At 70.2% G+C, this 20134-nt stretch carries 19 protein-coding genes and 1 tRNA gene; 9 read left to right on the top strand and 11 right to left on the bottom strand.

Annotated elements, in window-relative coordinates; all coding sequences use genetic code 11:
• Nucleotides 1-16 precede the first annotated feature (16 nt).
• Complete coding sequence (locus LY13_RS25915) at nt 17-670, bottom strand: GntR family transcriptional regulator (protein ID WP_253827779.1); 654 nt, start codon at nt 668-670, stop codon at nt 17-19.
• A gap of 56 nt (nt 671-726) precedes the next feature.
• Here LY13_RS25915 and atzF point away from each other — a divergent pair, with 56 nt between their 5' ends.
• The gene (atzF, locus tag LY13_RS08645) at nt 727-2424 is read left to right on the top strand and encodes an allophanate hydrolase (protein ID WP_253827778.1); all 1698 of its coding nucleotides are present in this window, start codon (nt 727-729) and stop codon (nt 2422-2424) included.
• Nucleotides 2425-2577: 153 nt separating this feature from the next.
• On the opposite strand, the gene LY13_RS08640 is transcribed toward atzF, so the two are convergent.
• The 4 genes from LY13_RS08640 to LY13_RS08625 all read right to left on the bottom strand — a co-directional run bounded on the left by LY13_RS08640 (nt 2578) and on the right by LY13_RS08625 (nt 6146).
• Nucleotides 2578-4080: a sodium:solute symporter family protein gene (locus LY13_RS08640; RefSeq protein ID WP_253827777.1), complete on the bottom strand. Its 1503-nt coding sequence runs from the start codon at nt 4078-4080 to the stop codon at nt 2578-2580.
• The gene (locus tag LY13_RS08635) at nt 4077-4433 is read right to left on the bottom strand and encodes a hypothetical protein (RefSeq protein ID WP_253827776.1); all 357 of its coding nucleotides are present in this window, start codon (nt 4431-4433) and stop codon (nt 4077-4079) included. Before LY13_RS08635 ends, LY13_RS08640 begins: the two co-directional genes overlap by 4 nt.
• Nucleotides 4434-4626: 193 nt before the next feature.
• Nucleotides 4627-5826, bottom strand: coding sequence for an MSCRAMM family protein (locus tag LY13_RS08630; RefSeq protein ID WP_253827876.1), 1200 nt, complete (start codon nt 5824-5826; stop codon nt 4627-4629).
• Nucleotides 5827-5828: 2 nt separating this feature from the next.
• Entirely contained in the window at nt 5829-6146 is a 318-nt protein-coding gene (locus tag LY13_RS08625; RefSeq protein WP_253827775.1) for a carboxypeptidase-like regulatory domain-containing protein, read from the bottom strand.
• Between the two features lie 710 nt (nt 6147-6856).
• Between LY13_RS08625 and LY13_RS08620 the strand changes: the two genes are divergently transcribed.
• Nucleotides 6857-7516, top strand: coding sequence for a TetR/AcrR family transcriptional regulator (locus LY13_RS08620; protein ID WP_253827774.1), 660 nt, complete (start codon nt 6857-6859; stop codon nt 7514-7516).
• Between the two features lie 113 nt (nt 7517-7629).
• On the opposite strand, the gene LY13_RS08615 is transcribed toward LY13_RS08620, so the two are convergent.
• The 3 genes from LY13_RS08615 to LY13_RS08605 form a co-directional block, all read right to left on the bottom strand.
• Nucleotides 7630-8016, bottom strand: coding sequence for an iron chaperone (locus LY13_RS08615; RefSeq protein ID WP_253827773.1), 387 nt, complete (start codon nt 8014-8016; stop codon nt 7630-7632).
• Between the two features lie 190 nt (nt 8017-8206).
• The gene (locus LY13_RS08610) at nt 8207-8833 is read right to left on the bottom strand and encodes an MBL fold metallo-hydrolase (RefSeq protein ID WP_253827772.1); all 627 of its coding nucleotides are present in this window, start codon (nt 8831-8833) and stop codon (nt 8207-8209) included.
• Nucleotides 8833-9921, bottom strand: coding sequence for an S-(hydroxymethyl)mycothiol dehydrogenase (locus tag LY13_RS08605; protein WP_253827771.1), 1089 nt, complete (start codon nt 9919-9921; stop codon nt 8833-8835). The genes LY13_RS08610 and LY13_RS08605 overlap by 1 nt, the downstream gene beginning before the upstream one ends.
• A gap of 569 nt (nt 9922-10490) precedes the next feature.
• On the opposite strand from LY13_RS08605, the gene LY13_RS08600 reads away from it, so the two are divergent.
• Nucleotides 10491-11150, top strand: coding sequence for an HNH endonuclease family protein (locus LY13_RS08600; protein ID WP_253827770.1), 660 nt, complete (start codon nt 10491-10493; stop codon nt 11148-11150).
• Nucleotides 11151-11391: 241 nt separating this feature from the next.
• Here the strand turns inward: LY13_RS08600 and LY13_RS08595 are convergent.
• Nucleotides 11392-11473 (bottom strand) — tRNA-Tyr (locus LY13_RS08595).
• A gap of 164 nt (nt 11474-11637) precedes the next feature.
• Between LY13_RS08595 and LY13_RS08590 the strand changes: the two genes are divergently transcribed.
• The 3 genes from LY13_RS08590 (at nt 11638) to rfbA (ending at nt 14623) form a co-directional block, all read left to right on the top strand.
• Nucleotides 11638-12129 (top strand): YajQ family cyclic di-GMP-binding protein, encoded by a 492-nt coding sequence (locus LY13_RS08590; protein ID WP_253827769.1) that lies wholly within the window; start codon nt 11638-11640, stop codon nt 12127-12129.
• A gap of 332 nt (nt 12130-12461) precedes the next feature.
• Complete coding sequence (locus LY13_RS08585) at nt 12462-13613, top strand: sialidase family protein (protein WP_253827768.1); 1152 nt, start codon at nt 12462-12464, stop codon at nt 13611-13613.
• A gap of 128 nt (nt 13614-13741) precedes the next feature.
• On the top strand, nt 13742-14623 hold the full coding sequence (gene rfbA / locus LY13_RS08580) for a glucose-1-phosphate thymidylyltransferase RfbA (RefSeq protein WP_253827767.1): 882 nt from the start codon (nt 13742-13744) through the stop codon (nt 14621-14623).
• Nucleotides 14624-14795: 172 nt separating this feature from the next.
• Here the strand turns inward: rfbA and LY13_RS08575 are convergent, their stop codons facing one another.
• On the bottom strand, nt 14796-15986 hold the full coding sequence (locus tag LY13_RS08575; RefSeq protein ID WP_253827766.1) for an MFS transporter: 1191 nt from the start codon (nt 15984-15986) through the stop codon (nt 14796-14798).
• A gap of 69 nt (nt 15987-16055) precedes the next feature.
• Between LY13_RS08575 and LY13_RS08570 the strand changes: the two genes are divergently transcribed.
• Nucleotides 16056-16619, top strand: a complete 564-nt coding sequence (locus LY13_RS08570; protein WP_253827765.1) for a TetR/AcrR family transcriptional regulator — start codon at nt 16056-16058, stop codon at nt 16617-16619.
• A 496-nt stretch (nt 16620-17115) separates the two neighbouring features.
• Here the strand turns inward: LY13_RS08570 and htpX are convergent, their stop codons facing one another.
• Nucleotides 17116-17976 carry a zinc metalloprotease HtpX gene (htpX, locus tag LY13_RS08565; RefSeq protein WP_253827874.1) on the bottom strand — a complete coding sequence of 287 codons (861 nt, stop codon included), beginning with the start codon at nt 17974-17976 and terminating at the stop codon, nt 17116-17118.
• 222 nt (nt 17977-18198) lie between these two features.
• On the opposite strand from htpX, the gene LY13_RS08560 reads away from it, so the two are divergent.
• Together LY13_RS08560 and LY13_RS08555 are read left to right on the top strand one after the other, a co-directional pair.
• The gene (locus tag LY13_RS08560) at nt 18199-19215 is read left to right on the top strand and encodes a metal ABC transporter solute-binding protein, Zn/Mn family (RefSeq protein ID WP_253827764.1); all 1017 of its coding nucleotides are present in this window, start codon (nt 18199-18201) and stop codon (nt 19213-19215) included.
• Between the two features lie 122 nt (nt 19216-19337).
• A complete protein-coding gene (locus LY13_RS08555; RefSeq protein ID WP_253827763.1) occupies nt 19338-20066 on the top strand; it encodes a metal ABC transporter ATP-binding protein in 729 nt (242 codons plus the stop codon).
• Nucleotides 20067-20134 lie beyond the last annotated feature (68 nt).

Here is a 20134-nt window from a genome sequence, read left to right as displayed (position 1 = left end):
CATCTTCGTATACAATCTAGCTATGTTCGAGCTCGGCGAGCAGAGCCTCGTCCCTGGCGATGTGCTCCCCCATCAGATATCCGGCCTGCACCGGGGAACCGCTGAGAATCGCCTGTGCGATCACGGCGTGATCGCTCCACGAGGTATCGGTGCGCGCTTCGAGACGTTGGTCGAAGATCCACGACACCCGCCCCAGCACCTGGGTGAGCATCTTCTGCAACTGGTGGTTGCCCGAGGCCTCGGCGACAAGGCTGTGGAAGCGCATCACGAGCGACGGCAGTTCGTCCCGGGCCTCACTGACGTCGGCCGAGCGCCCGATCTCGACCACGCGGGCCAGTTCCTCGGCGACCTCGCCACCATGACGTTCCGCGGCGAGCTGGGCGGCCAGCACCTCGAGTCCCCGTCTCACCTGAAGCAGTTCGAGAGCCGCTTCCCCGGACGTCGCCGACACCGTGGCCCCGCGGTAGCGGACCAGCGTGACGAACCCTTCACTGTCGAGTTGCGACAACGCTTCGCGGATCGGCACTCGCGACACGCCGAACCGCTCGGCCAGATCGGCCTCACGCAACCGGTCACCGGGCGCCAGCCTGCCGGCCAGGATGTCCTCCCGCACCGCGTGCGCAATCTCCGCCCTCGGCGCCCTGCTGTTCGCGTCGTCGGCTGCAGTCACGCCCTCGACCTTAGCTTTCGCAAGCACCACCACTCGTCACCACAGGGAAGGATCCGATGACCCCCACCGAACGCGTCCGCGCCGCCTACCGCACGATCGCCGAGGTCGACCGCCCGGAAGTGTGGATCACGCTCCGAGACGCCGACGACGTCCTGCGCGAGGCCGCTGCGCTGGAGGATCGCCTGGCAGCCGGTGCCGACCTGCCGCTGGCGGGCCTGGTGTTCGCGGTCAAGGACAACATCGACGTCGCGGGCCTCCCCACCACCGCAGGGTGCCCTTCGTACGCCTACTCCCCCGAGGTCAGCGCGACCGTGGTGCGCAGGCTGGTGGATGCGGGTGCGCTGGTGCTGGGCAAGACGAACCTCGACCAGTTCGCGACCGGTCTCGTCGGCACCCGCAGTCCGTACGGCGCGGTACGGCACGCCCAACAGCCGGACAAGATCTCCGGCGGTTCGAGTTCCGGGTCGGCCGTCGCGGTGGCGCTGGGGATCGCGGATTTCGCGCTGGGTACGGACACGGCGGGGTCAGGGAGGGTGCCGGCAGCACTGCACGGGATCGTCGGACTGAAACCGACGTTGGGGCTCGTGCCCAACACTGGTGTCGTGCCTGCCGCTCGGTCCTACGACTGCGTCACCGTCTTCGCGGCGGACCTCGCTCAGGCACAGCGGGCAGTGACCGTGATGACCGGTCCCGACGACGCCGACCCGACGAGTCGGGCGTGGCCGCCGGATGCCCGGTTCGCCGCGACGGGTCCTCGGGTGGCGGTGCCGGACGAGGAGGGCCTGGAGCCGTTGTCCGCCGAGCGGGTCGCCGCCTTCCACAGTGCCGTCGACCGGCTACGCGGGGCGGGTGTGGTTGTCGAGCGCATCGACGTGCGGCCGTTCCTCGACGCAGCGACGCTGCTGTACGACGGTGCGCTTGTCGCCGAGCGCTACGCGGCCGTCGGCGATTTCCTGGCCACTACGCCTGACGGTGCCGATCCGACGGTCGCGGGCATCGTACTGGCCGCACGGACGCTCCCTGCCCACCGATTCGCCACCGACCTCGAGCGGTTGGACGCCTACCGCACGGAGGCTGACTCGTTGTTGACCAGGTTCGATGCGCTGCTGTTGCCGACGACGACGGGGCATCCGACGATCGCCGAGGTCCAGGCCGATCCGGTCGGCGTGAACTCCCGGATGGGCGTCTACACCAACTTCGTGAACCTGCTGGACATGGCGGCCGCCGCAGTTCCCGCGGGTACGGCGGACGGCAGTCCGTTCGGCGTCAGTGTGATCACGCGGGCGTTCGACGACCAGGTCGCGCTTGATGTGGGGGCGATGTTGACCGACGTGGAACCTCCGCAGGCCCGGCCGGACGCGGGCACGGACCTGGTCGTGTTCGGCGCGCACCTGCGTGGGTGTCCACTGAATCACGAGTTGACCGAGCTGGGTGCCCGGTACCTCGGTGAGGTGCACACGGCTCCGGAGTACCGGATGGTGGCGCTTCCCACCGTCCCGCCCAAGCCCGGCGTCGTCCGGGACCGGACGCGGGGTGAGAGTCTCCTCGGGGAACGCTGGCGGTTGTCGACGACCGCACTGGGTGTGTTCCTTTCGCGACTTCCGGAACCGATGGCCCTGGGTGTGGTGATCGTCGACGATGGCGAGCAGGTTCTGGGCTTTCACTGTGATGCGGACACGGCGGCGGGTGGTGTCGACATCACCGAGCACGGCGGGTGGCGGGCGTATCTCGAGGCGGCCGGGTCGGTCCGCTGAGTCCAGGACTGGCTCACGAGCCGCGGACGTGGTGTGCTGGGCCCAGGCGAACCCCTTCGGCGTAGCACAGTGACGGTCCAGCGCATCCTGTCGCCCGCACAGGCGGGTTAACACACGGTCCGCGTGGGTCACAGCCACCGCGAACCCCGGTGCTCAACCGGGCTGCGGCTCCGCCGTCGCCTCCTCCCGTTCGGGGTCGGCCTGCGGGCGGGTGAGCAGCGACCCGACGACGCAGATCACGGCGTTCAGGGCGAGGCCCAGCAGGCCGAACGGGATGCCCACCGGCTGCTCGAGGTCGAGTACCGTGCAGACGCCCGCGAACACCGCACCGGCGAGCATGCCCCAGAACACCGGGCCCGCGGCGAGCCTGCGCCAGTACAGTCCGAGCACGAACGCGGGCGCGATCTGCACCAGCAGTTCGAACTTCAGCACGAAGATCGCGTACAGCGTGCCGGGCGGGTTCCACGCGATCAGCAACAGCACGGCGACGATCACGACCCCGGCCACCTTGCCGATCAGCAGTTGCCGCTTCTCCGATGCCGACCGCCGGAGGTACCTGCCGTACAGGTCCCGCGAGAAGATCGACGAGAACGCCAGGAGTGCCGAGTCCGCAGTGGACACGATGGCGGCGACGATGCCGCCGAACATCAGCACCATGACGGCGTAGAAGAACGGGCCGATGGCCGCGACGCTGTTCGCGACGAGCCCGACGAGCTGTTCCGATTCCGATTCGGACAGTCCTGGGTACAGCTCCGTGCCGACGATGCCGACGCAGAACACGACACCCGTGGTCACCAGCGGCATCCACGCCATGATCGCCAACGAGCGCTTGAGCGTCCGCTCGCTGCGGGCGGCGTAGACGCGTTGGATCGCGTGCGGGTACACCGAGGCGCCGAACCCGATGAGCAGCATCATCGCGATCCAGTTCACCGACACCTCGGTCGGCGGCACGGCGACCTTCTCCGGCTCCTCGCGCAGCATGTCCCCGACCACGTCGCCGAGGTCGCCGCCGACGAGGTACAGCGATCCGCCCAGCAGCACGCTCACGCCGATCAGCAGCGCGATGCCCTGCATGACGTCGGTGAGCGCGACGGCGCGCATCCCGCCGAGCCACGAGTAGATGAGCATGACCAGCACGAACGCGATCACACCGAGCTGGTACGGCACCGTGTTGCCCGTCAGCCCGGAGATCGCGTGCCCCATCGCGACGAGCTGTTCGAGCAGGTAATTCGCCAGCCCCCAGAGCATGAGGATCACGACGAGCACCGACACGGGCGTCGACGCGAACCGGTGTCGCACCCAGTCCGTCGGTGTGATGAACCCTTCGCGCTTGGCGACGGTGTACAGCCGGGGCGCGAACAACAGGTAGCCCACGATGACGGCCGTCATGAATCCGACGGACTGCCACCACGGGAAACCGGTGCGGTACGCGGTGGGCGCGTAGCCGACGACCGAGTTGCCGCTGTACTGCGTGGCGTAGAGCGTGAAGAACAGCGCGACGAAGCCGAGTCCACCGCCTGCGATGTAGTACCCCTTCGCGGTGTGCCGGGTTCCGGGGTTCCGCCGTCCGGCGACGTAGCCGATGACCAGCATCGTCAGCGCGTAGAAGCCGAGCACGAGCATGCCGCTGGTGCCGCCGAAGATCAGGTCGTTCACGAGCGACCCTCCTCGCCGTGCGGACCGGCGGAGTCGGCACCGTCGGGTTCACTGTCGCCGTCGGGTGCGTCGCCGTCGTGCCGGGCTGCGGCCTCGGCGGCCCTGCGCTCCTCCTCGGGTTCGTCGAGGTTCCAGCGCCGCAGGCACGCCCACGCGGCGACCCCGGAGAACAGCAGGGTCGCGGCGACGGACACGGGGAACCAGTACGGGACACCGAACACCAGCGGTGCGGCATCACCCGCCGGTAGGTACCACGGCGCCATGGCCAGGATGAGCGCCACGAACGCCACCCAGAGCCACGGGTTGCGGATGGGTTCGGAGGTCGGGCGTGACGAGGATCGGCGTTGACCCATGCGGCAGCTCCTCGGTGAGCCGGTGATCGCACCTTCCACCCGGCTGCGGAGTGGTCACCACCCCGCGGCTCAGGTTGTATGCAAAGTAGCCGCGCGTCGACGCCCGCACAACAGTACGGCCGAAAATCGACGGGATCCCGAACCGGGATCTGTATACAACGAGCCGCGCCGGCTGGACGGTTCCGAGGCCGACTCAGCCTCCACGAGGCGGTTGCGGCGACACCGCGGGGAACACCTCGGTGACAGGCCCCGCACCGCGGTCCGCACCGGTGTCGGCGGGTTCGGAGCCGACGCGCAGGTCGGCGAGTGTCGCGTTCGGGCCGACCGTCTGCACGCACGGCGCCGCCGGGGCTGTCGTCACGGTGTAGTTGCCGGGAGCGACCGCGCCGAACCGGTAGCGCCCACCGTCGTCGGTGACGGTCGAACTGACCACCGCACCGTCGGCGCCCCGCAGCAGCAACCGCACGCCGGACAACGGCCAGCCACCGGACGTGACGACACCCGTGAGCGCCCCACGTAGTTCGAGTTCCAGGTCGACGTCGGTGACCGGACCCTCGTCGAGCGCCACGACGGTCGCGACCGGATCGGCCAACGGCGCCGCGGCGACGAGCGTGATCTGCGGGGCGTCGACGCCCGCGAGGTGGTAGGCACCGTCCTCTCCGGACACGGTGCTGGTGATGACCTCGCCCGCCGCGCCGATGGCCGTGACGGTGGCGCCGGGGATGGGCTTGCCCGCGATGCGGTCCCGCACCGTTCCGCCGACCCCGGCCGTCGGCTCGAGCGAGATGTCGAGACGCGACGGCATCGGCCCCGGGGGCACGACCGTCGCTTGTGGACGATAACCGGCGCGGGCGAACACCAGCACGTAACTGCCGGGTTCGAGGCCCGAGACGTGGAACACCCCGCTCGCGTCCGTGGTCGCCCGCGCGCACTGCGATCCGGTGCGGTCGGTGACGGTCACGGTGACGTCCGCCAGCGGGCGGTTCCCTCCCTGCACGACACCGGACAACACCGTCGTCGGCTGCTGGCCGCCCAACGCTCGCGCGCGCATTCCGCGCAGCCCGCTGATGCTGCCGAAGTCGCGGACCGCGCCGTCCGCCCCGGCCACCGGACCGCTCTCGGGGGCACCCGGCTGGTCGAGGTCGTCGAGATCGTCAAGGTCTCCCGAGTCCGCATCCCGCCCGTCGTGCTCGCCGGGTCGCCGGGTCGCCGGGTCGGGAGCTCCGCGTGCCGACGCGTCACCGCCCGCGTCCCGCTCACCGCCGGCATCCGCGACGCTCACCCCGTTGACCCCGGCCCCGTTGACACCCGAGCCGTTGACACCGACGGCACCGGTGCCGAATCCGTTCGGGGTGGGCTCTTCCTGCGGCCACTGTGGGGATTCGCCGGGCATGGTCACCGGAGATCCTTCCTCGGGAACGCGGGCAACGCGATGTCGCGGCGCTGGTCGCCTGGGCGGACGACGACCTCCTCGTGCACCGCGGGATGTTCGACCGCGACGAGCGTGAGCGGTTCGGCGGGCAGTCCGTCGAGCACGTAGCCACCGTCCTCGCTCACGGTGCTGGCCACGACGGCACCGTTGCGCCGGTGGGCGGTGACGGTGGTGACCGCGGGCAGTGGCTGACCTGCGGACGGTCCTCCGGCGGCATCGCCGCGCAGTACACGTCCCCGCACCGTACGGGCGGGCAGCCTGCCGTCATCGGGTGCGGACACTCCCGACGACATTCCCGGGGGCGACTGCGTTCCGTCCGGGGGCGTTCCGGGCGTCGGCGCAGCGTGCGCGGCCTCGCCTCCCGGCTGGCCACCGCGGGCCTCCGTGGGAGGGAACGCCGAGGGAGCGGCGTTCGACCGGTCCTCGGACCGGCGCGACTCGGCCGCGGCGGAGCGCCGCTTCCACAACCTCACAGGTTCCTCCACAGGTGGTCCCGAATGACGGGGCAACACACCGGACCGGACGTGCCGTGGCGCGCAGCGCGGACAAGCCCGGACACCCGTGCACCGGCCTGCAACATGCAGCAATTCCTCCGGATGAGTGACGCGAGTACCGGTGTTTACCACCTTTGCAGCACCAAAAACAACTGCTTGACACCGGGTGCAGACGCTCCGGAGGCACACGCCGACCTCTCGCGGAACGCGGCGTTCACCTGCCGATATCGGGTCGGCCTGGGCGAAGGGGTGCGCCTCACCGAGACGACACCGTTCCGACGCGCAGGCGTTACCCGCACAGACGTCGCGCTACACACAGTCGAAAGAACGGATTCGGACACAAACGTCTCACCCACACAGGGTGACATTCCGGGCTTTCGGGTCACGATTCGTAACGCCGCGCTGACCAGGATTAACGTGGGTCGGGATGGCGTTCGAGCCGGTACACGTCCGGCGAGCGGGCGCCGGACCGCAGTCGGTACGGAGGGGCCACGACGGTGACGACGTCGGACGGAGCGACCGGGCGATCGGTGGAGCCACCCGCCACGGGTTCGACGCGCGAGATCATCCTCGCCACGGCGGAGCGACTGTTCGCCGAACACGGCGTCTACAACGTGTCGAACCGGCAGATCAGCGAAGCCGCCGGGCAGGGCAACAACGCGGCCGTCCACTACCACTTCGGCACGAAGAACGACCTGATCACCGCGCTGGTCGAACGGCATCAGGACGCGCTCGCGCGCAGGCGCGCCGACTACGTCGCCCGGGTCGGCGAGCATCCGGGGCTGCGGGACTGGGTGTCGTGCTTCGTGCTGCCGGTGGCCGACCACCTCGCGGCACTGGGCAAGCCGACGTGGTTCGCGCGGTTCAACGCGCAACTGGTGACCGATCCGACGCTGCATCCGATCCTCGAGCAGCGATTCCGGGCGGATCCGGCGATGGCGACCGTGCTCGAAGGGATCCATCGGTGTGTGGAGCAACTGCCACCGGAGGTGCGGGCCGAACGCGCCGCCATCACCGGGCACCTGATGATGCACATGGTGGCGGATCGCGAGCGCGCGCTGGCGCGGGGCAGGCCGACGACGCGGGAGACCTGGCGCGACACGGCGGACGGCCTCATCGACGCGATCGTCGGGCTCTGGCAGGCACCCGCCAGCTGACCGGCCGGCGCTCCCTTGGTCGTGCCCCCTGGTCGTGCCGAATGCGACTCCGGGGCGTGCCGCGGCTCCGGGGCGTGCCGCTGCTCCGGGCCGCTGTTGTTCCGGGCCGGCCGTCACATCCATTTGACGCCGTCGAGCTCGTGTTCGCGGATGCGGTGGGCGATCATGCGCCGCAGCAGGTCCTCGGGGATCGGCTGCGTGTGGGCGATCTTCACCGAGCCCTTGCCGGGGTTGTAGTCGGCGAGTTCGGCGTCGAACGCCTCGCGGGTGGTGGGCGTGAAGACGACGCCGATGTGCTTCGAGTACCCCGCGAGCACCAACAGGATCGTGCCGGAGGCGTGTACCCACGCGGGGTCGCCCCACTTGATCGCTTCCACCGCGTCGGGGGCGGCCTCTCGGGCGAGGTCACGCACCGCCGCGAGCCGCTCCCGCACGGGCGATGCGAACCGGTCGAGGTACTCGTCGACGTTCTGCGGCCGTGCCTGTTGTGCGCGTGCCATCAGCCAAGCGTACGACGCCCTGACCCGAAGCGGGAGCCGGCCGTGAAGCGGCTACGCCGACCACGACTCCGCAGCTTGGTGCGGCTCATGCCGGGTGCGGCTCCGCGCCGCCCGCTGGGAAGGCCGCGGACGACCGGAGGCGCACCCGCGTCGCAGGGCGTGCGCCTCCGGTCGGGTGGCGGGCAGCGATTCAGTGGCCGCGCGCGATCCACTCCTCGAGGTGCGGCGCCTCGTCACCGATCTTCGTCGAGTCGCCGTGGCCCGTGCGGACCTGCGTCTCGCCCGGCAGGGGCAGCAGTGTCGTGCGAATCGACTCGATGATCGTGTCGAAACTCGAATACGACCGGCCGGTCGCGCCGGGCCCACCGTTGAACATGGTGTCGCCGGTGAACACGACGCCGAGTTCGGGCGCGTACAGGCACGACGAGCCCGGCGAGTGCCCAGGGGTCTGCAGCACGCGCAGATCGACCCCGCCCGCGGACAGCTGCTGACCGTCCTCGAGCTCCCGGTCGGGCGTGCGGTCGGGCCATGTCATGTCCCAGAGCACGCGTTCGGCCGGGTTGAGCATGATGGGCGCGTCGAACCGGTCGGCGAGCGCGGGTGCCTGGTTGACGTGGTCGTCGTGGGCGTGGGTGCACACGATGGCCTTGACGCGACGGTCGCCGACCGCGGCGGCGATGGCGCTGGCGTCGTGGGCGGCGTCGATGACGAAGACTTCGCGCTCGTCGCCGACGATCCACACGTTGTTGTCGACGTCGAAGCTGCCGCCGTCGAGGTTGAAGGTGCCGGACGTGACGACGTGGTCGATCGGTGCCATCAGAGGACCACCACCGAACGCAGCACGTCGCCGGAGTGCATCTTGTCGAATGCGGACTCCACCTCGTCGAGGGCGATGGTCTCGGTGACGAACTTGTCGAGCGGGAACCGGCCCTGCATGTGGAGGTCCACATACATCGGGAAGTCGCGGGAGGGCAGGCAGTCGCCGTACCAGGACGACTTGAGCGCCCCGCCGCGGGCGAAGTAGTCGATCAACGGGATCTCCGGTGCGTTCAGGTCGGGCGTGGGTACGCCGACGAGGACGACGGTGCCCGCGAGGTCACGGGCGTAGAAGGCCTGCTTGTAGGTCTCGGGGCGGCCGACGGCTTCGACGACGACGTCGGCACCGTTGCCGTCGGTGACCGAGCGGATGAACTCGACCGGGTCCTGTTCGCGCGCGTTGCACGTGTGGGTGGCACCGAACTGCTTGGCCCAGTCGAGCTTCCTGGGGTCGGTGTCGACGGCGACGATCGTGGTGGCACCTGCCAGCGCGGAACCGGCGATCGAGGCGTCACCGACGCCGCCGCAGCCGATGACGGCCACGGAGTCACCGCGTCCGACCTGGCCGGTGTTGACCGCGGCGCCGAGGCCCGCCATGACACCGCAGCCGAGTAGGCCTGCGACCTGGGCGGGCACGTTCGGGTCGACCTTGGTGCACTGGCCCGAGTGGACGAGGGTCTTCTCGATGAACGCGCCGATGCCGAGGGCGGGCGACAGTTCGGTGCCGTCGGTGAGGGTCATCGCCTGTGCCGCGTTGTGGGTGTCGAAGCACAGGTGCGGCTTGCCCTTCTTGCAGGCGCGGCAGACACCGCAGACGGCGCGCCAGTTGAGCACGACGTAGTCGCCCGGTTCGAGGTCGACGACGCCGTCGCCGACGGACTCGACGACGCCCGCGGCCTCGTGGCCGAGCAGGAACGGGAACTCGTCGTTGATGCCGCCTTCGCGGTAGTGCAGGTCGGTGTGGCAGACGCCGCAGGCCTGGATCTTCACCACGGCCTCACCGGGACCCGGGTCGGGGACCACAACGGTCTCGACGGTCACGGGCTTGCCCTGCTCTCGGGCGACGACCCCTCTGACGTTCTGTGGCATGAGGGCGGTCCTTTCGTAGGCATCGCGTGCAGCCGATTGTCGACGGCGGGCGCCCAGATTGGCAGATCGGGGGCCTCGTGCGGAGCAACGAAACGTAGGAATTCGTGCATTCGTCGGGCGGGTCGGCACGCCGGGCTTCCGGCGACGCCTCGCGGGCGACGGCGCGACGCGGAAAGCCCGCCACACCGGGAAAGTCGGCGCCGTGGGACGGGCGGCCGGAGCCGGCGGACGAGCGGTGCGTGTGGGTGAACAGGCGGCGTGCGGGTTGCGGTCCGGGGTCGCGGCGCGGGGCGGCGAAGCGAGGGGTGCGGGGCGGGCCCGCGGGCCGGTGGGAGCGCGGCCGGTGGGAGGTTGATGTTCGTCACTCCTGTGCCACCGGAGGGTGACCGACACGGAAGATCATCTCGGTGGGTTCGGGCGGGCGCGTTCGCGAGATCGCGACCTCGGGACCCGCCGGCACTGGTCGAGCAAGCACTGTCCCGTAGCCGGCACTGTTCCGTAACCGGCACCGCCCCGTAACCGACACCTGTTCCGTAGCCGACGCACCGTGACCGCATGAAGGGACCACGATGGGCACGCGCACCCGCACCGCCGCCGCCGCGCTGACACTGCTGGCCGCTCTGGGTGTCGCCGGCTGTGGGTTGGTCGACCTCGACGCTGCGGGTTCGTCGACGTCGGCGCCCGGGTCGGCGCCCGGGTCGGCGCCCGGGTCGGCGTCGCCGGCCGACCTGGCTGAGTTGACGGTGGCGCCGGAGGACACGGGCGCGCCGTACGATCGGGACGACTGGCCGCACTGGACGTATCTCGGCGACGGGTGCGACACCCGTGACCGCACCTTGAAGCAGCAGGGCGAGAACGTCGAGGTCGGCGACGACTGTGACCTGTCCGGGACGTGGCGGAGCAGCTACGACGGCGAGACCGTCACCGATCCGTCCGATCTGGACGTGGACCATTTCGTGCCGCTGGCCGAGGTGGCCCGTTCGGGCAGTCGGGAGTGGAGCGAGGCCGAGCGGGAGTCCTACGCCAACGATCCCGACGTGCTCGTGGCCGTCACCGCGGGGTCGAATCGGTCGAAGGGCGATCAGGACCCGGCGAGCTGGTTGCCCGAGCGCGACCGGTGCGGCTACGTCACCCGCTGGGTGTCGATCAAACAGCGCTACGAGCTGACCGTCGACCGCGCCGAGGCCGAAGCCATCCGCGGCGTCCTCACCCACTGCAACGACCGCTGACGCCGGCCCCGCCCCGGCGGCCGGCCGGGCAGGGCACTGCAACCGCCGCCCGACGGCGTCCTGAGCCTCCCCGGACAGGAACGTGGGCAGGCACCCCACAAAACACGCCGCCCGCCGGCCGATGGGGCTCCGGGGACCGCCCCGGGCGGGGTCTGGGGGCTGCGCCCCCAGAGGACATCGACGATGATCGAAAAAAAGCGAAGGCGCCCCCAGCGACAAGCAGGGGGCGCCTTCGATCGAGTGGCGGGTGAGGGATTCGAACCCCCGAAGGCAGTGCCGGCTGATTTACAGTCAGCTCCCTTTGGCCGCTCGGGCAACCCGCCGGGTGCCGGCTCCGTGTCCGGCAAGATGACAGCGTACCGCCTGCGGCGGACGCGCCCGCAGGCGGGTACCCGGTGACTACGCTTACCCGTTGTGGCCGCGTCGGCGGCCACGTTCCCGAGAACTCTCCGAACCAGCGAGAACCAGACAGCGAGGTGCTTCAGGCGTGGCGGATCCGTCGTTCGACGTGGTGAGCAAGGTCGACCGGCAAGAGGTGGACAACGCGGTGAACCAGGCGGCCAAGGAGCTGTCGACGCGGTTCGACTTCCGTGGCACGGGCGCGTCGGTGGCGTGGTCGGGTGACAACGCCGTCGTGGTGGAGGCCGAGACCGAGGAGCGGGTGAAGGCCGCTGTCGACGTCTTCAAGGAGAAGCTGGTCAAGCGTGGCGTGTCGATGAAGGCGTTCGATGCGGGCGAGCCTGCGGCGTCGGGCAAGACGTACAAGGTGTCGGGTTCGATCGTCGAGGGCATCGACCAGGACAAGGCGAAGCAGATCTCGAAGTACATCCGGGACGAGGGTCCGAAGGGTGTGCAGGCGCAGATCCAGGGTGATCAGCTGCGGGTGTCGGGCAAGAAGAAGGACCACCTGCAGGACGTGATCACGCTGTTGAAGGAGAAGGACTTCGGCATCGCGTTGCAGTTCATGAACTACCGGTGACGTCGTCGCAGGTGTGGCGCATGCACTCGGTCGCGGGACCACGGAGGTGGGACAACCCTCTGCCGCCTCGGTGAAAAGATCGTGAACCGTTGACCATTCGTCACCTGATCGTGTTTGAAACCCCCGGTCGCCGTCGGAGACCGGGGGTTTTCCGTGCACATCCATTGGTCGACCACCAGCCACGCGACCACCAGCAACCCGGCCATTAGCAACCCGGCCACCAGCCACGCGCCGACCCACGGCGCGTGGCCGTCCCGCCGGTCCGCACCACCCGCACCACGGGAACGTTCACCACTGCGCCGGGCGCTGGCGGTCGTCGCCACCGCGGTCCTGTGCCTGACCCTGTCCCCCGCCGTCGCCTGACCCTGTCCCCCGCCGTCGCGCAGGCCGCCGACCGGGAGCAGCTGCACGACGGCTACGGCGCGTACCCGCGGCTCATCCGCACCCAGCACGGCCACGAGAGCCACAACGGCCGCATCCTCGCGACGATGACCAGCACGGACGACCGCGGCTTCTATGCGCCCATCTACGAGAGCACCGACGAGGGCCGCAGCTTCGACAAGGTCGGCGAGGTGCGCGACCCGGAGGGCCGTTACGGCAGCGGCATGTGCTGCGGAACCCTGTACGAACTGCCGCGCAGCATCGGCCGGTACCCGAAGGGCACGCTGCTGTGGGCGGCCAGCTACCGGCAGAAGGCCCCGCGCGACACCCGCGAGATCGGCATCCGCATCTGGGCGAGCACCGACACCGGGCGCTCGTGGCACTTCGCGGGCGAGCCGGTCACGTCGTACGGCCCACCGGGCGTGTGGGAACCGGAGTTCGACGTCGACGACTCCGGCACCCTGCAGATGCACTACGCCGACGAACGCGGTGAGCGCGAGTTCGACCAGTTCCTCGCCCGCAGGTCGACGGACGACCTCGTCGACTGGAGCGCCCCGGCCCGCACCCTGACGATCTCGCCGTGGGAGGTGCGCCCCGGCATGCCCATCACGCGCACCCTTCCCGACGGACGGCACTACTTCAGCTACGAGATCTGCAACTTCGGCGAGCGGTTCTGCGACCCGTACTTCACGATCTCCGGCGACGGCGAGGACTTCGGCGACCCGGCCGAACCCGGCACGCAGGTCGCCACGCCGGAGGGCCGCCACTTCCGGCACTCGCCCACGATCTCGCTCTTCCCCGGCGGCCCGAACGGCACGCGGGTGCTGCTCATCGGCCAGATCTACGCCAACGCCGACGGCACGCCCAACGCGGGCAACGGCCGGACGATCCTCGCCAACGACGACCCCGGTTCCGGCGAATGGTACGAGGTGCCCGCTCCCGTGCAGGTCGCCGACCCGGTGGACGACCCGTGCCCGAACTACAGCCCGTCGCTGCTGCCGGTCGACGGTGGCGACACCGTGTTGCAGGCCACCGCGGACCGCACCGACGACGGCTGTCGGGTCTTTTTCGGCACCGGGCCGTCCCGCCAACCGGTACCCTGATCCCCCGGAAGGCTGAGCCGGAACTCAGTCGCGGAGCTCAGTCGCGGAGACGGCGGGTCGGCGCCGGGCGCGCACGCGGCGAGGCGGTCGACGACCCGGACGGGCGGAAACGGTACGAAGGGCGGGCGATGAAGGGCATCGTGCTGGCGGGCGGCAGCGGAACGCGGCTGCACCCGATCACACAGGCCGTGTCGAAACAGCTCCTGCCCGTCTACGACAAGCCGATGATCTACTACCCGATCTCGGTGCTGATGCTGGCGGGCATCCGCGAGATCCTGATCATCTCCACTCCGTCGGACCTGCCGAACTTCCAGCGCCTTCTCGGCGACGGCAGTCAGTTCGGCATCGAGCTCTCCTACGCCGAGCAGGCCGCGCCGAACGGCCTGGCCGAGGCGTTCGTCATCGGCGCGGACTTCGTCGCGGGCGACGACGTGGCGCTGATCCTCGGCGACAACATCTTCTACGGCCAGGGGTTCTCGCGCACCCTGCAGGCCGAGGCGGCGGGACTGGACGGCTGCGTCCTGTTCGGCTACCCGGTCAAGGATCCGCAGCGTTACGGCGTCGGCGAGATCGCCCCGGACGGCACGTTGCTGTCCATCGAGGAGAAACCCACGGTGCCGCGGTCGAACAAGGCGATCACGGGGCTGTACCTGTACGACAACCAGGTCGTCGACATCGCCCGCGGGCTGGCACCGTCGGCGCGCGGCGAACTCGAGATCACCGACGTCAACCTGACGTACCTGCGCGAAGGCCGCGCCCGGCTGGTCGAGTTCTCCCGCGGGTTCGCCTGGCTCGACACGGGCACGCACGACTCGCTGCTCGAGGCGGGCCAATTCGTGCAGGTGCTGGAACACCGCACCGGCGTGCGGATCGCCTGCCTCGAAGAGGTCGCACTGCGCATGGGCTACATCGACGCCGACGAGTGCCACCGCCTCGGCGCGAAACTCGCCAAGAGCGGTTACGGCGACTACGTCATGGACATCGCGAAGGCGGCAGGCGCCACCGGCTGACCCACCCGCGCGCCGTGTTGCGGATCCCGGGCGCCGTGTTGCGGATTCCGGAGCTCGAGTTGCGTTCTCGGGGGACCGTGTTGCGTTCTCCGGGCGCCGTGTTGCAGGCCACCGCGTGCGGCACCGTGCTCCCGCGTGTACTGCGGTCGTGCACGGTCGGCAGGAGCACACGTCAGTCGCCGCGCGTCGAGACCCACACCAGCCCTGCCGCGACCGCGAGGATCCCACCGGTGGCCAGCAAGGTCGGAGTGAAGCCACCGAGAGCGGCGACGACCTGCGGCCCCACGCTGGCGCCGAGGAACAGCGACGCCGTGTACAGCGCGGTCGCCGCCCCGACCGAGCCGCCCGCACGGCCGTGGATCGAGGCGACCAACCCCGGCGACCCGAGCGCGACCCCGCCGACGAACACGAACAGTAGGGCACCGAGCGCGACGACGTCCCCACTCGCCGACGGCAACAGCAACGCGGCCACCGCGGCCACGGCGAGCGACGCCGTCGCCCGCACCCGGGCCGGAATCGCCGACATGACCCCGGTGAGCAGCGGCGCCACGAGTACGGCGGGGAGCGCGCTCGCCCGCAGTGCCAGCATCGCTCCCGGACTGTCGACCGCGGCGGGGCCCGCGAGCTCGACGACGGTGTACACGATGACGAACGCACCGAGCAGTGCCGCCGTCGCGAGGTACAGGCCGAGCAGCCGCGGCCGGCCCAGCAACTTCGGCACGGCCGCGAGCGCGGAGACGACCGACTCGGCACGCGGCGTCGCCCCCTGCGAATCCGGGCGCAACAACGTCGCCGCGAGGCCCACGAGCCCCGCGAACGCTCCGCCCGACGCGAGGAACACCGCCCGCCAGCCCAGTGGAGCCAGCAGCTGCGCGGCGACCTGCAGCACGACGGCCGACGCGATGCCGGCGCTGGCCAGCGCACTGAACGCCACGGGACGTCTGCCCGGTTCGAGGTGCGCCGTCACGTAGGCGAACCCGGTGGGCACGAGCATCGCGACGGCCGCACCCTGCACGCATCGCAGCGCGACGGCGGCGCCCGGCGTCGACGCGAGTGTCACGGCCACCGTCGTCGCGGCCGCGGCGACGAAACCGATGAGGATGACGCGTCGTGGGCCGAACCGGTCGGCGAGCGGCCCCGCCAGTAGGAAGCTCAGCGCGAACGTGAGGCTGAAGCCCGTCGACATCCAGGTCGCGGCGGACGTCGACATGCCGAACTCGTCGGCGATCGCGGGCAGCAGCGGGATGACGGAATAGGTCTGACCGACGCCGACGACGCCGCTGGTCACCAGGATCGCGAGGGTTCTGGCCGGCGACGCCCAGGAGTGTGCGGCCGGACGCGCGGGTACATCCGTGTCGGGCATACCGCCACTGTGACCAACCAACCAGTTGGTTGTCAACCGAACAGTTGGCGCCTGGTAGACATGGACGTCATGAGCAGCACCCGGCAACGACTCCTCGATGCCGCACGCGACGAGTTCGCCGCGCACGGCATCGCGGGCGCACGCGTCGACACCATCGCCGCCCGCGCAGGCGTCAACAAGGAGCGCATCTACGGCTATTTCGGCAGCAAAGAGAAGCTGTTCGACGCCGTGATCACCGAGGCGAAGGCCGAACACGCCAAGGGCATCGGCCTCCCCGAGGGCGACCTGGCGGAGTACGTCGGCAGGCTCTACGACTACCACCGGCAGCACCCGCTACTGCTGCGTCTGCTGCTCTGGGAGTCACTGCACTACGACGACCGGCCCGTGCCCGACCAGGATCGCCGCGCACAGGGTTACGACGAGAAGATCGCCGCGCTCGCCCACGCGCTGGGCACCGACGTCGACCGCGAGACCGCAGCAACCCTGTTCACCCTGCTCGGGCTGGCCGCCTGGCCGCACACCCTGCCGCAACTGGCCGGATTCCTGATGCCCGGCGACACCGAGGACCGCCACAACGCGCTCCGCGCCCACACGGTCGCCTTCGCCCGTCGAGCCCTGGAGCACCATCCGTAGCCGTGTTGCGCCTTCGCGAGACCGTGTTGCGCATTCCGGGGGCCGTGTTGCGCCTTCGCGGGCGCGTGTTGCGGATTCGGGAGCGCGTGTTGCGGATTCCGGGGCGTGTTGCGGGCCGGCGGGAGTGTTCCGGGTTCGAGAGACACGCAGGGAGACGTCGCTCATCGCCGAGCGGTGACCCGGTCGCCCACGGTGAACGCAGAAGTACGGAGCGCCGGGTGCAGACCTCGACGTACCGGGTGCAGACCGGCGCACCAGCTGAGGAACTCAAAGTACCGGCGCAGATCTCGGCGTTCCGAGTGCAGGACACGCGGCCCGGAATGCACAACACGGGGCCCTGAGAGCGCAACACGAACCCCCGAAAACGCAACACGAGCCCCCGGATCCGCAACACGGGCCCACAGAAGCGCAACACGGGTCCTCGGATCCGCAACACGAGCCCCGGAGAGTGCAACACGGGCGTCGGGCGAGCGACACGGGCACACGCCCGTCGACATCAGAACTGGCGGCGGGCCATGTCCTCCAGGCGACGGATGCGGTCGTCGATGGGCGGATGGCTGGAGAACAGCTTCGACATCCGCTCACCGGGGCGGAACGGGTTCGCGATCATGAGGTGCGACTGCGACACGAGCTTCGGCTCCGGGGCCAGCGGCGCGGCACTCGTGCCCCGTTCCAGCTTCCGCAACGCCGACGCCAGCGCCAACGGATCACCCGTCAGTTCGGCGCCCGACGTGTCCGCCTGGTACTCGCGCGACCGGCTCACGCTCATCTTGATGATCCCGGCGGCGACCGGTCCGAGCAGCGCGAGCAGCAGCATGCCGATCGGGTTGCCGCCCTCACGGTTCCCGCCGAACATGCCCGCGAACATCGCCATGTTGGCCAGGAAGCTGACCACGCTGGCGAGCGCGCCCGCCACCGACGAGATGAGGATGTCGCGGTTGTAGACGTGCGCGAGTTCGTGGCCGAGGACGGCGCGCAGCTCGCGTTCGTCGAGGATCTCGAGGATGCCCGTGGTGCAGCATACGGCGGCGTTGCGCGGATTGCGCCCGGTGGCGAACGCGTTGGGCGCGCGAGTGGGGCTGACGTACAGCCGCGGCATCGGCTGTCGCGCCGACGTCGCCAGCTCCCGCACGATGCGATACATCGCGGGTTGCTGCGCCTGCGACACAGGCTGGGCGCGCATGGCCTTCAACGCGAGCTTGTCGGAGTTGAAGTAGGCGTAGCCGTTCATGGCCAGGGCGATCACCAATCCGATGATCAGTGCCCCCCTGCCGAACATGCCGCTGATGCCGATGATCAGCGCGCTCATGAGACCCAGCAGCAGCGCCGTCTTGAGACCGTTGTGGTGCCTGTGCACCGGCTCACCCTCCTCCCGGTCCGCGGGCGGGAACATCCCGTGCATGCCGCCACCGCGGTGGCCTGCATCCGGTCCAACGTCCGCAGGTCCGGCGAAGTTCCACGTCAGCGGCGTGCGAGTCTACTTCGGACGAGGTAACGGGGCGTATATCACACCGCGTCGGCGTCGGTGTTCGCTGCGTCGTACAGTAGAGTTCGGCACGCCGAAATCCGAGGGTGGAGCATGAACGACACTGGTGACGGCCGTATCACCACCGCGGGCGCCGCCGCGCATCACCGGCACGCGCGGCGGCGCAGGCGGGCGCGGCGCCGTGATCGTCGCGCGCTCGTGGCCCTCGGTGTGGCGTTCGTCCTGGCGATCTCCGGCGCCGTCGGCTACGCCCTCCAACCCACCGGCACGGACAACGCGACGCTGCGCCTCGTGACCACCACGACGTTCCTCGACGACACCGTGCGTCACGTCGGCGGCGACGACGTCGAGACGGTGCGACTGATGGGCCCCGGCGTCGATCCGCACCTGTACCAGGCCAAGGCGGGCGACCTGCGGGAGATGCGCCGCAGCGACGGGGTGATCGCCGTCGGGCTCTACCTCGAGGGTTCGTTGCAGCAGACCCTCGACGAGGTGGGCCGTACGAAGCCGGTGCTGCTGGCGGGCGAGGCGGTGCCGGCCGATGAGCTGCTCAGTCCGCCCGCGGGGTCGGCTCCCGAGGAGGAGTACGACCCGCACATCTGGCACGACCCGGAGCTGTGGACCCGCGTCGTCGACGCCGTGGCCGATCACCTGGCCGAGCTCGACCCGGAACACGCCGCCGACTTCCATCGCCGCGCGGCCGCCTACAACGACGAGGTCCGCGCCACGGCCGAGCAGGTGCGGCGCACCATCGACCGCATCCCCGCGGGCAGGCGCACGCTCGTCACCTCGCACGACGCGTTCCGCTACTTCGGTGACGCGTTCGGCATGGACGTCGTCGCCATCCAGGGCATGTCGACACAACAGGAGGCGACGACGGCCGACGTCGCCCGCGTTGCCGAACTGCTCGCGCGTGAGGACCTGCCCGCTGTGTTTCTCGAGACGAGCGTGTCCCGGCAGACGGTCGATTCGATGATCGCGGCGGCCCGGCACCGCGGCGGGGACGTGCGGGTCGGCGGTGAGCTGCACTCCGACTCCACCGGTGCGGACGGCAGCTACCTGGGCATGCTGCGTGCCAATGCGGCAACCCTCGCGGAGGGCCTGGCATGACCGCCGACGCACGTTCTCCCGCGGAGGCGGAAGAAGGCACCGCCGACGCACGTTCTGCCGCGGAGGCGGCGACTGACCCGGTCGACGCACCCGATACCCGTTTCCCCTCGGAGGCTCCGGAGATGACCGAACCCGCGCTGCGCCTGGAGGGCATGAGTGCCTCGTACGGCGGCAGGCCCGTGTTGACCGGGGTGGACGTGGAGATCCCCGCGGGGGTGTTGAGTGCGGTCGTCGGGCCGAACGGTGCGGGCAAGTCGACGATGGTGAAGGCGGCGCTGGGGCTGGTGCCGTCGGTGCGGGGCACGGTGCGGTGGCTGGGACGGCCGTTGCGGCGGGTGCGTAAGCGGGTGGCGTACGTCCCGCAGTCGGATGCGGTGGCGAAGGACTTCCCGATCACGGCTGTGCAGGTCGTCGAGATGGGCCGGTATCCGCACCGGGGCTGGTTGCGCAGGCTGACGGCGGAGGACGACGAGTGTGTGGCGGCCGCGATGCAGCAGGTCGGGGTCGCGGAGCTGGCGGACCGGCCGATCGACGAGCTGTCGGGTGGGCAGCGGCAGCGGGTGTTCCTGGCGCGGGCGCTCGCGCAGCGCGCGGACCTGATCGTGTTGGACGAGCCGTTCACGGCCGTCGACGCTCGTACCGAGGCGGCGTTGTTGGAGATCCTGACGGGGTTGTGCCGCGACGGTGTGTCGGTGATCGCCGTGCACCACGATCTGCGTGACGTGCGGGATCGGTTCGACCATGCGGTGTTGATGGCGGGCACGGTCGTCGCCGCGGGGGCGCCGGCCGACGTGCTCACGCCGGAGCACCTCGAGCGCGCCTACGGTATGGCGCCGTTGGCCGCGCGGTGAGCGCGATCGTGACGGGCACACTGCAGGCAGGGTCGTTGCAGGCCGGGCCGCTCGGCGGGTGGGTGCAG

It is taken from the genome of Prauserella aidingensis (genome assembly GCF_024171865.1).
GTDB lineage: Bacteria > Actinomycetota > Actinomycetes > Mycobacteriales > Pseudonocardiaceae > Prauserella > Prauserella aidingensis.
This window is presented reverse-complemented; position numbering and strand designations above follow the sequence as displayed.

What these genes read in the sequence shown, in the direction of transcription:
- atzF (WP_253827778.1), top strand. Translation starts at nt 727, where the DNA reads ATGACCCCCACCGAACGCGTCCGCGCCGCCTACCGCACGATCGCCGAG.
- LY13_RS08635 (WP_253827776.1), bottom strand. Translation starts at nt 4,433, where the DNA reads ATGGGTCAACGCCGATCCTCGTCACGCCCGACCTCCGAACCCATCCGC.
- LY13_RS08630 (WP_253827876.1), bottom strand. Translation starts at nt 5,826, where the DNA reads ATGCCCGGCGAATCCCCACAGTGGCCGCAGGAAGAGCCCACCCCGAAC.
- LY13_RS08615 (WP_253827773.1), bottom strand. Translation starts at nt 8,016, where the DNA reads ATGGCACGCGCACAACAGGCACGGCCGCAGAACGTCGACGAGTACCTC.
- LY13_RS08610 (WP_253827772.1), bottom strand. Translation starts at nt 8,833, where the DNA reads ATGGCACCGATCGACCACGTCGTCACGTCCGGCACCTTCAACCTCGAC.
- LY13_RS08605 (WP_253827771.1), bottom strand. Translation starts at nt 9,921, where the DNA reads ATGCCACAGAACGTCAGAGGGGTCGTCGCCCGAGAGCAGGGCAAGCCC.
- LY13_RS08600 (WP_253827770.1), top strand. Translation starts at nt 10,491, where the DNA reads ATGGGCACGCGCACCCGCACCGCCGCCGCCGCGCTGACACTGCTGGCC.
- rfbA (WP_253827767.1), top strand. Translation starts at nt 13,742, where the DNA reads ATGAAGGGCATCGTGCTGGCGGGCGGCAGCGGAACGCGGCTGCACCCG.
- LY13_RS08575 (WP_253827766.1), bottom strand. Translation starts at nt 15,986, where the DNA reads ATGCCCGACACGGATGTACCCGCGCGTCCGGCCGCACACTCCTGGGCG.
- LY13_RS08570 (WP_253827765.1), top strand. Translation starts at nt 16,056, where the DNA reads ATGAGCAGCACCCGGCAACGACTCCTCGATGCCGCACGCGACGAGTTC.
- LY13_RS08560 (WP_253827764.1), top strand. Translation starts at nt 18,199, where the DNA reads ATGAACGACACTGGTGACGGCCGTATCACCACCGCGGGCGCCGCCGCG.
- LY13_RS08555 (WP_253827763.1), top strand. Translation starts at nt 19,338, where the DNA reads ATGACCGAACCCGCGCTGCGCCTGGAGGGCATGAGTGCCTCGTACGGC.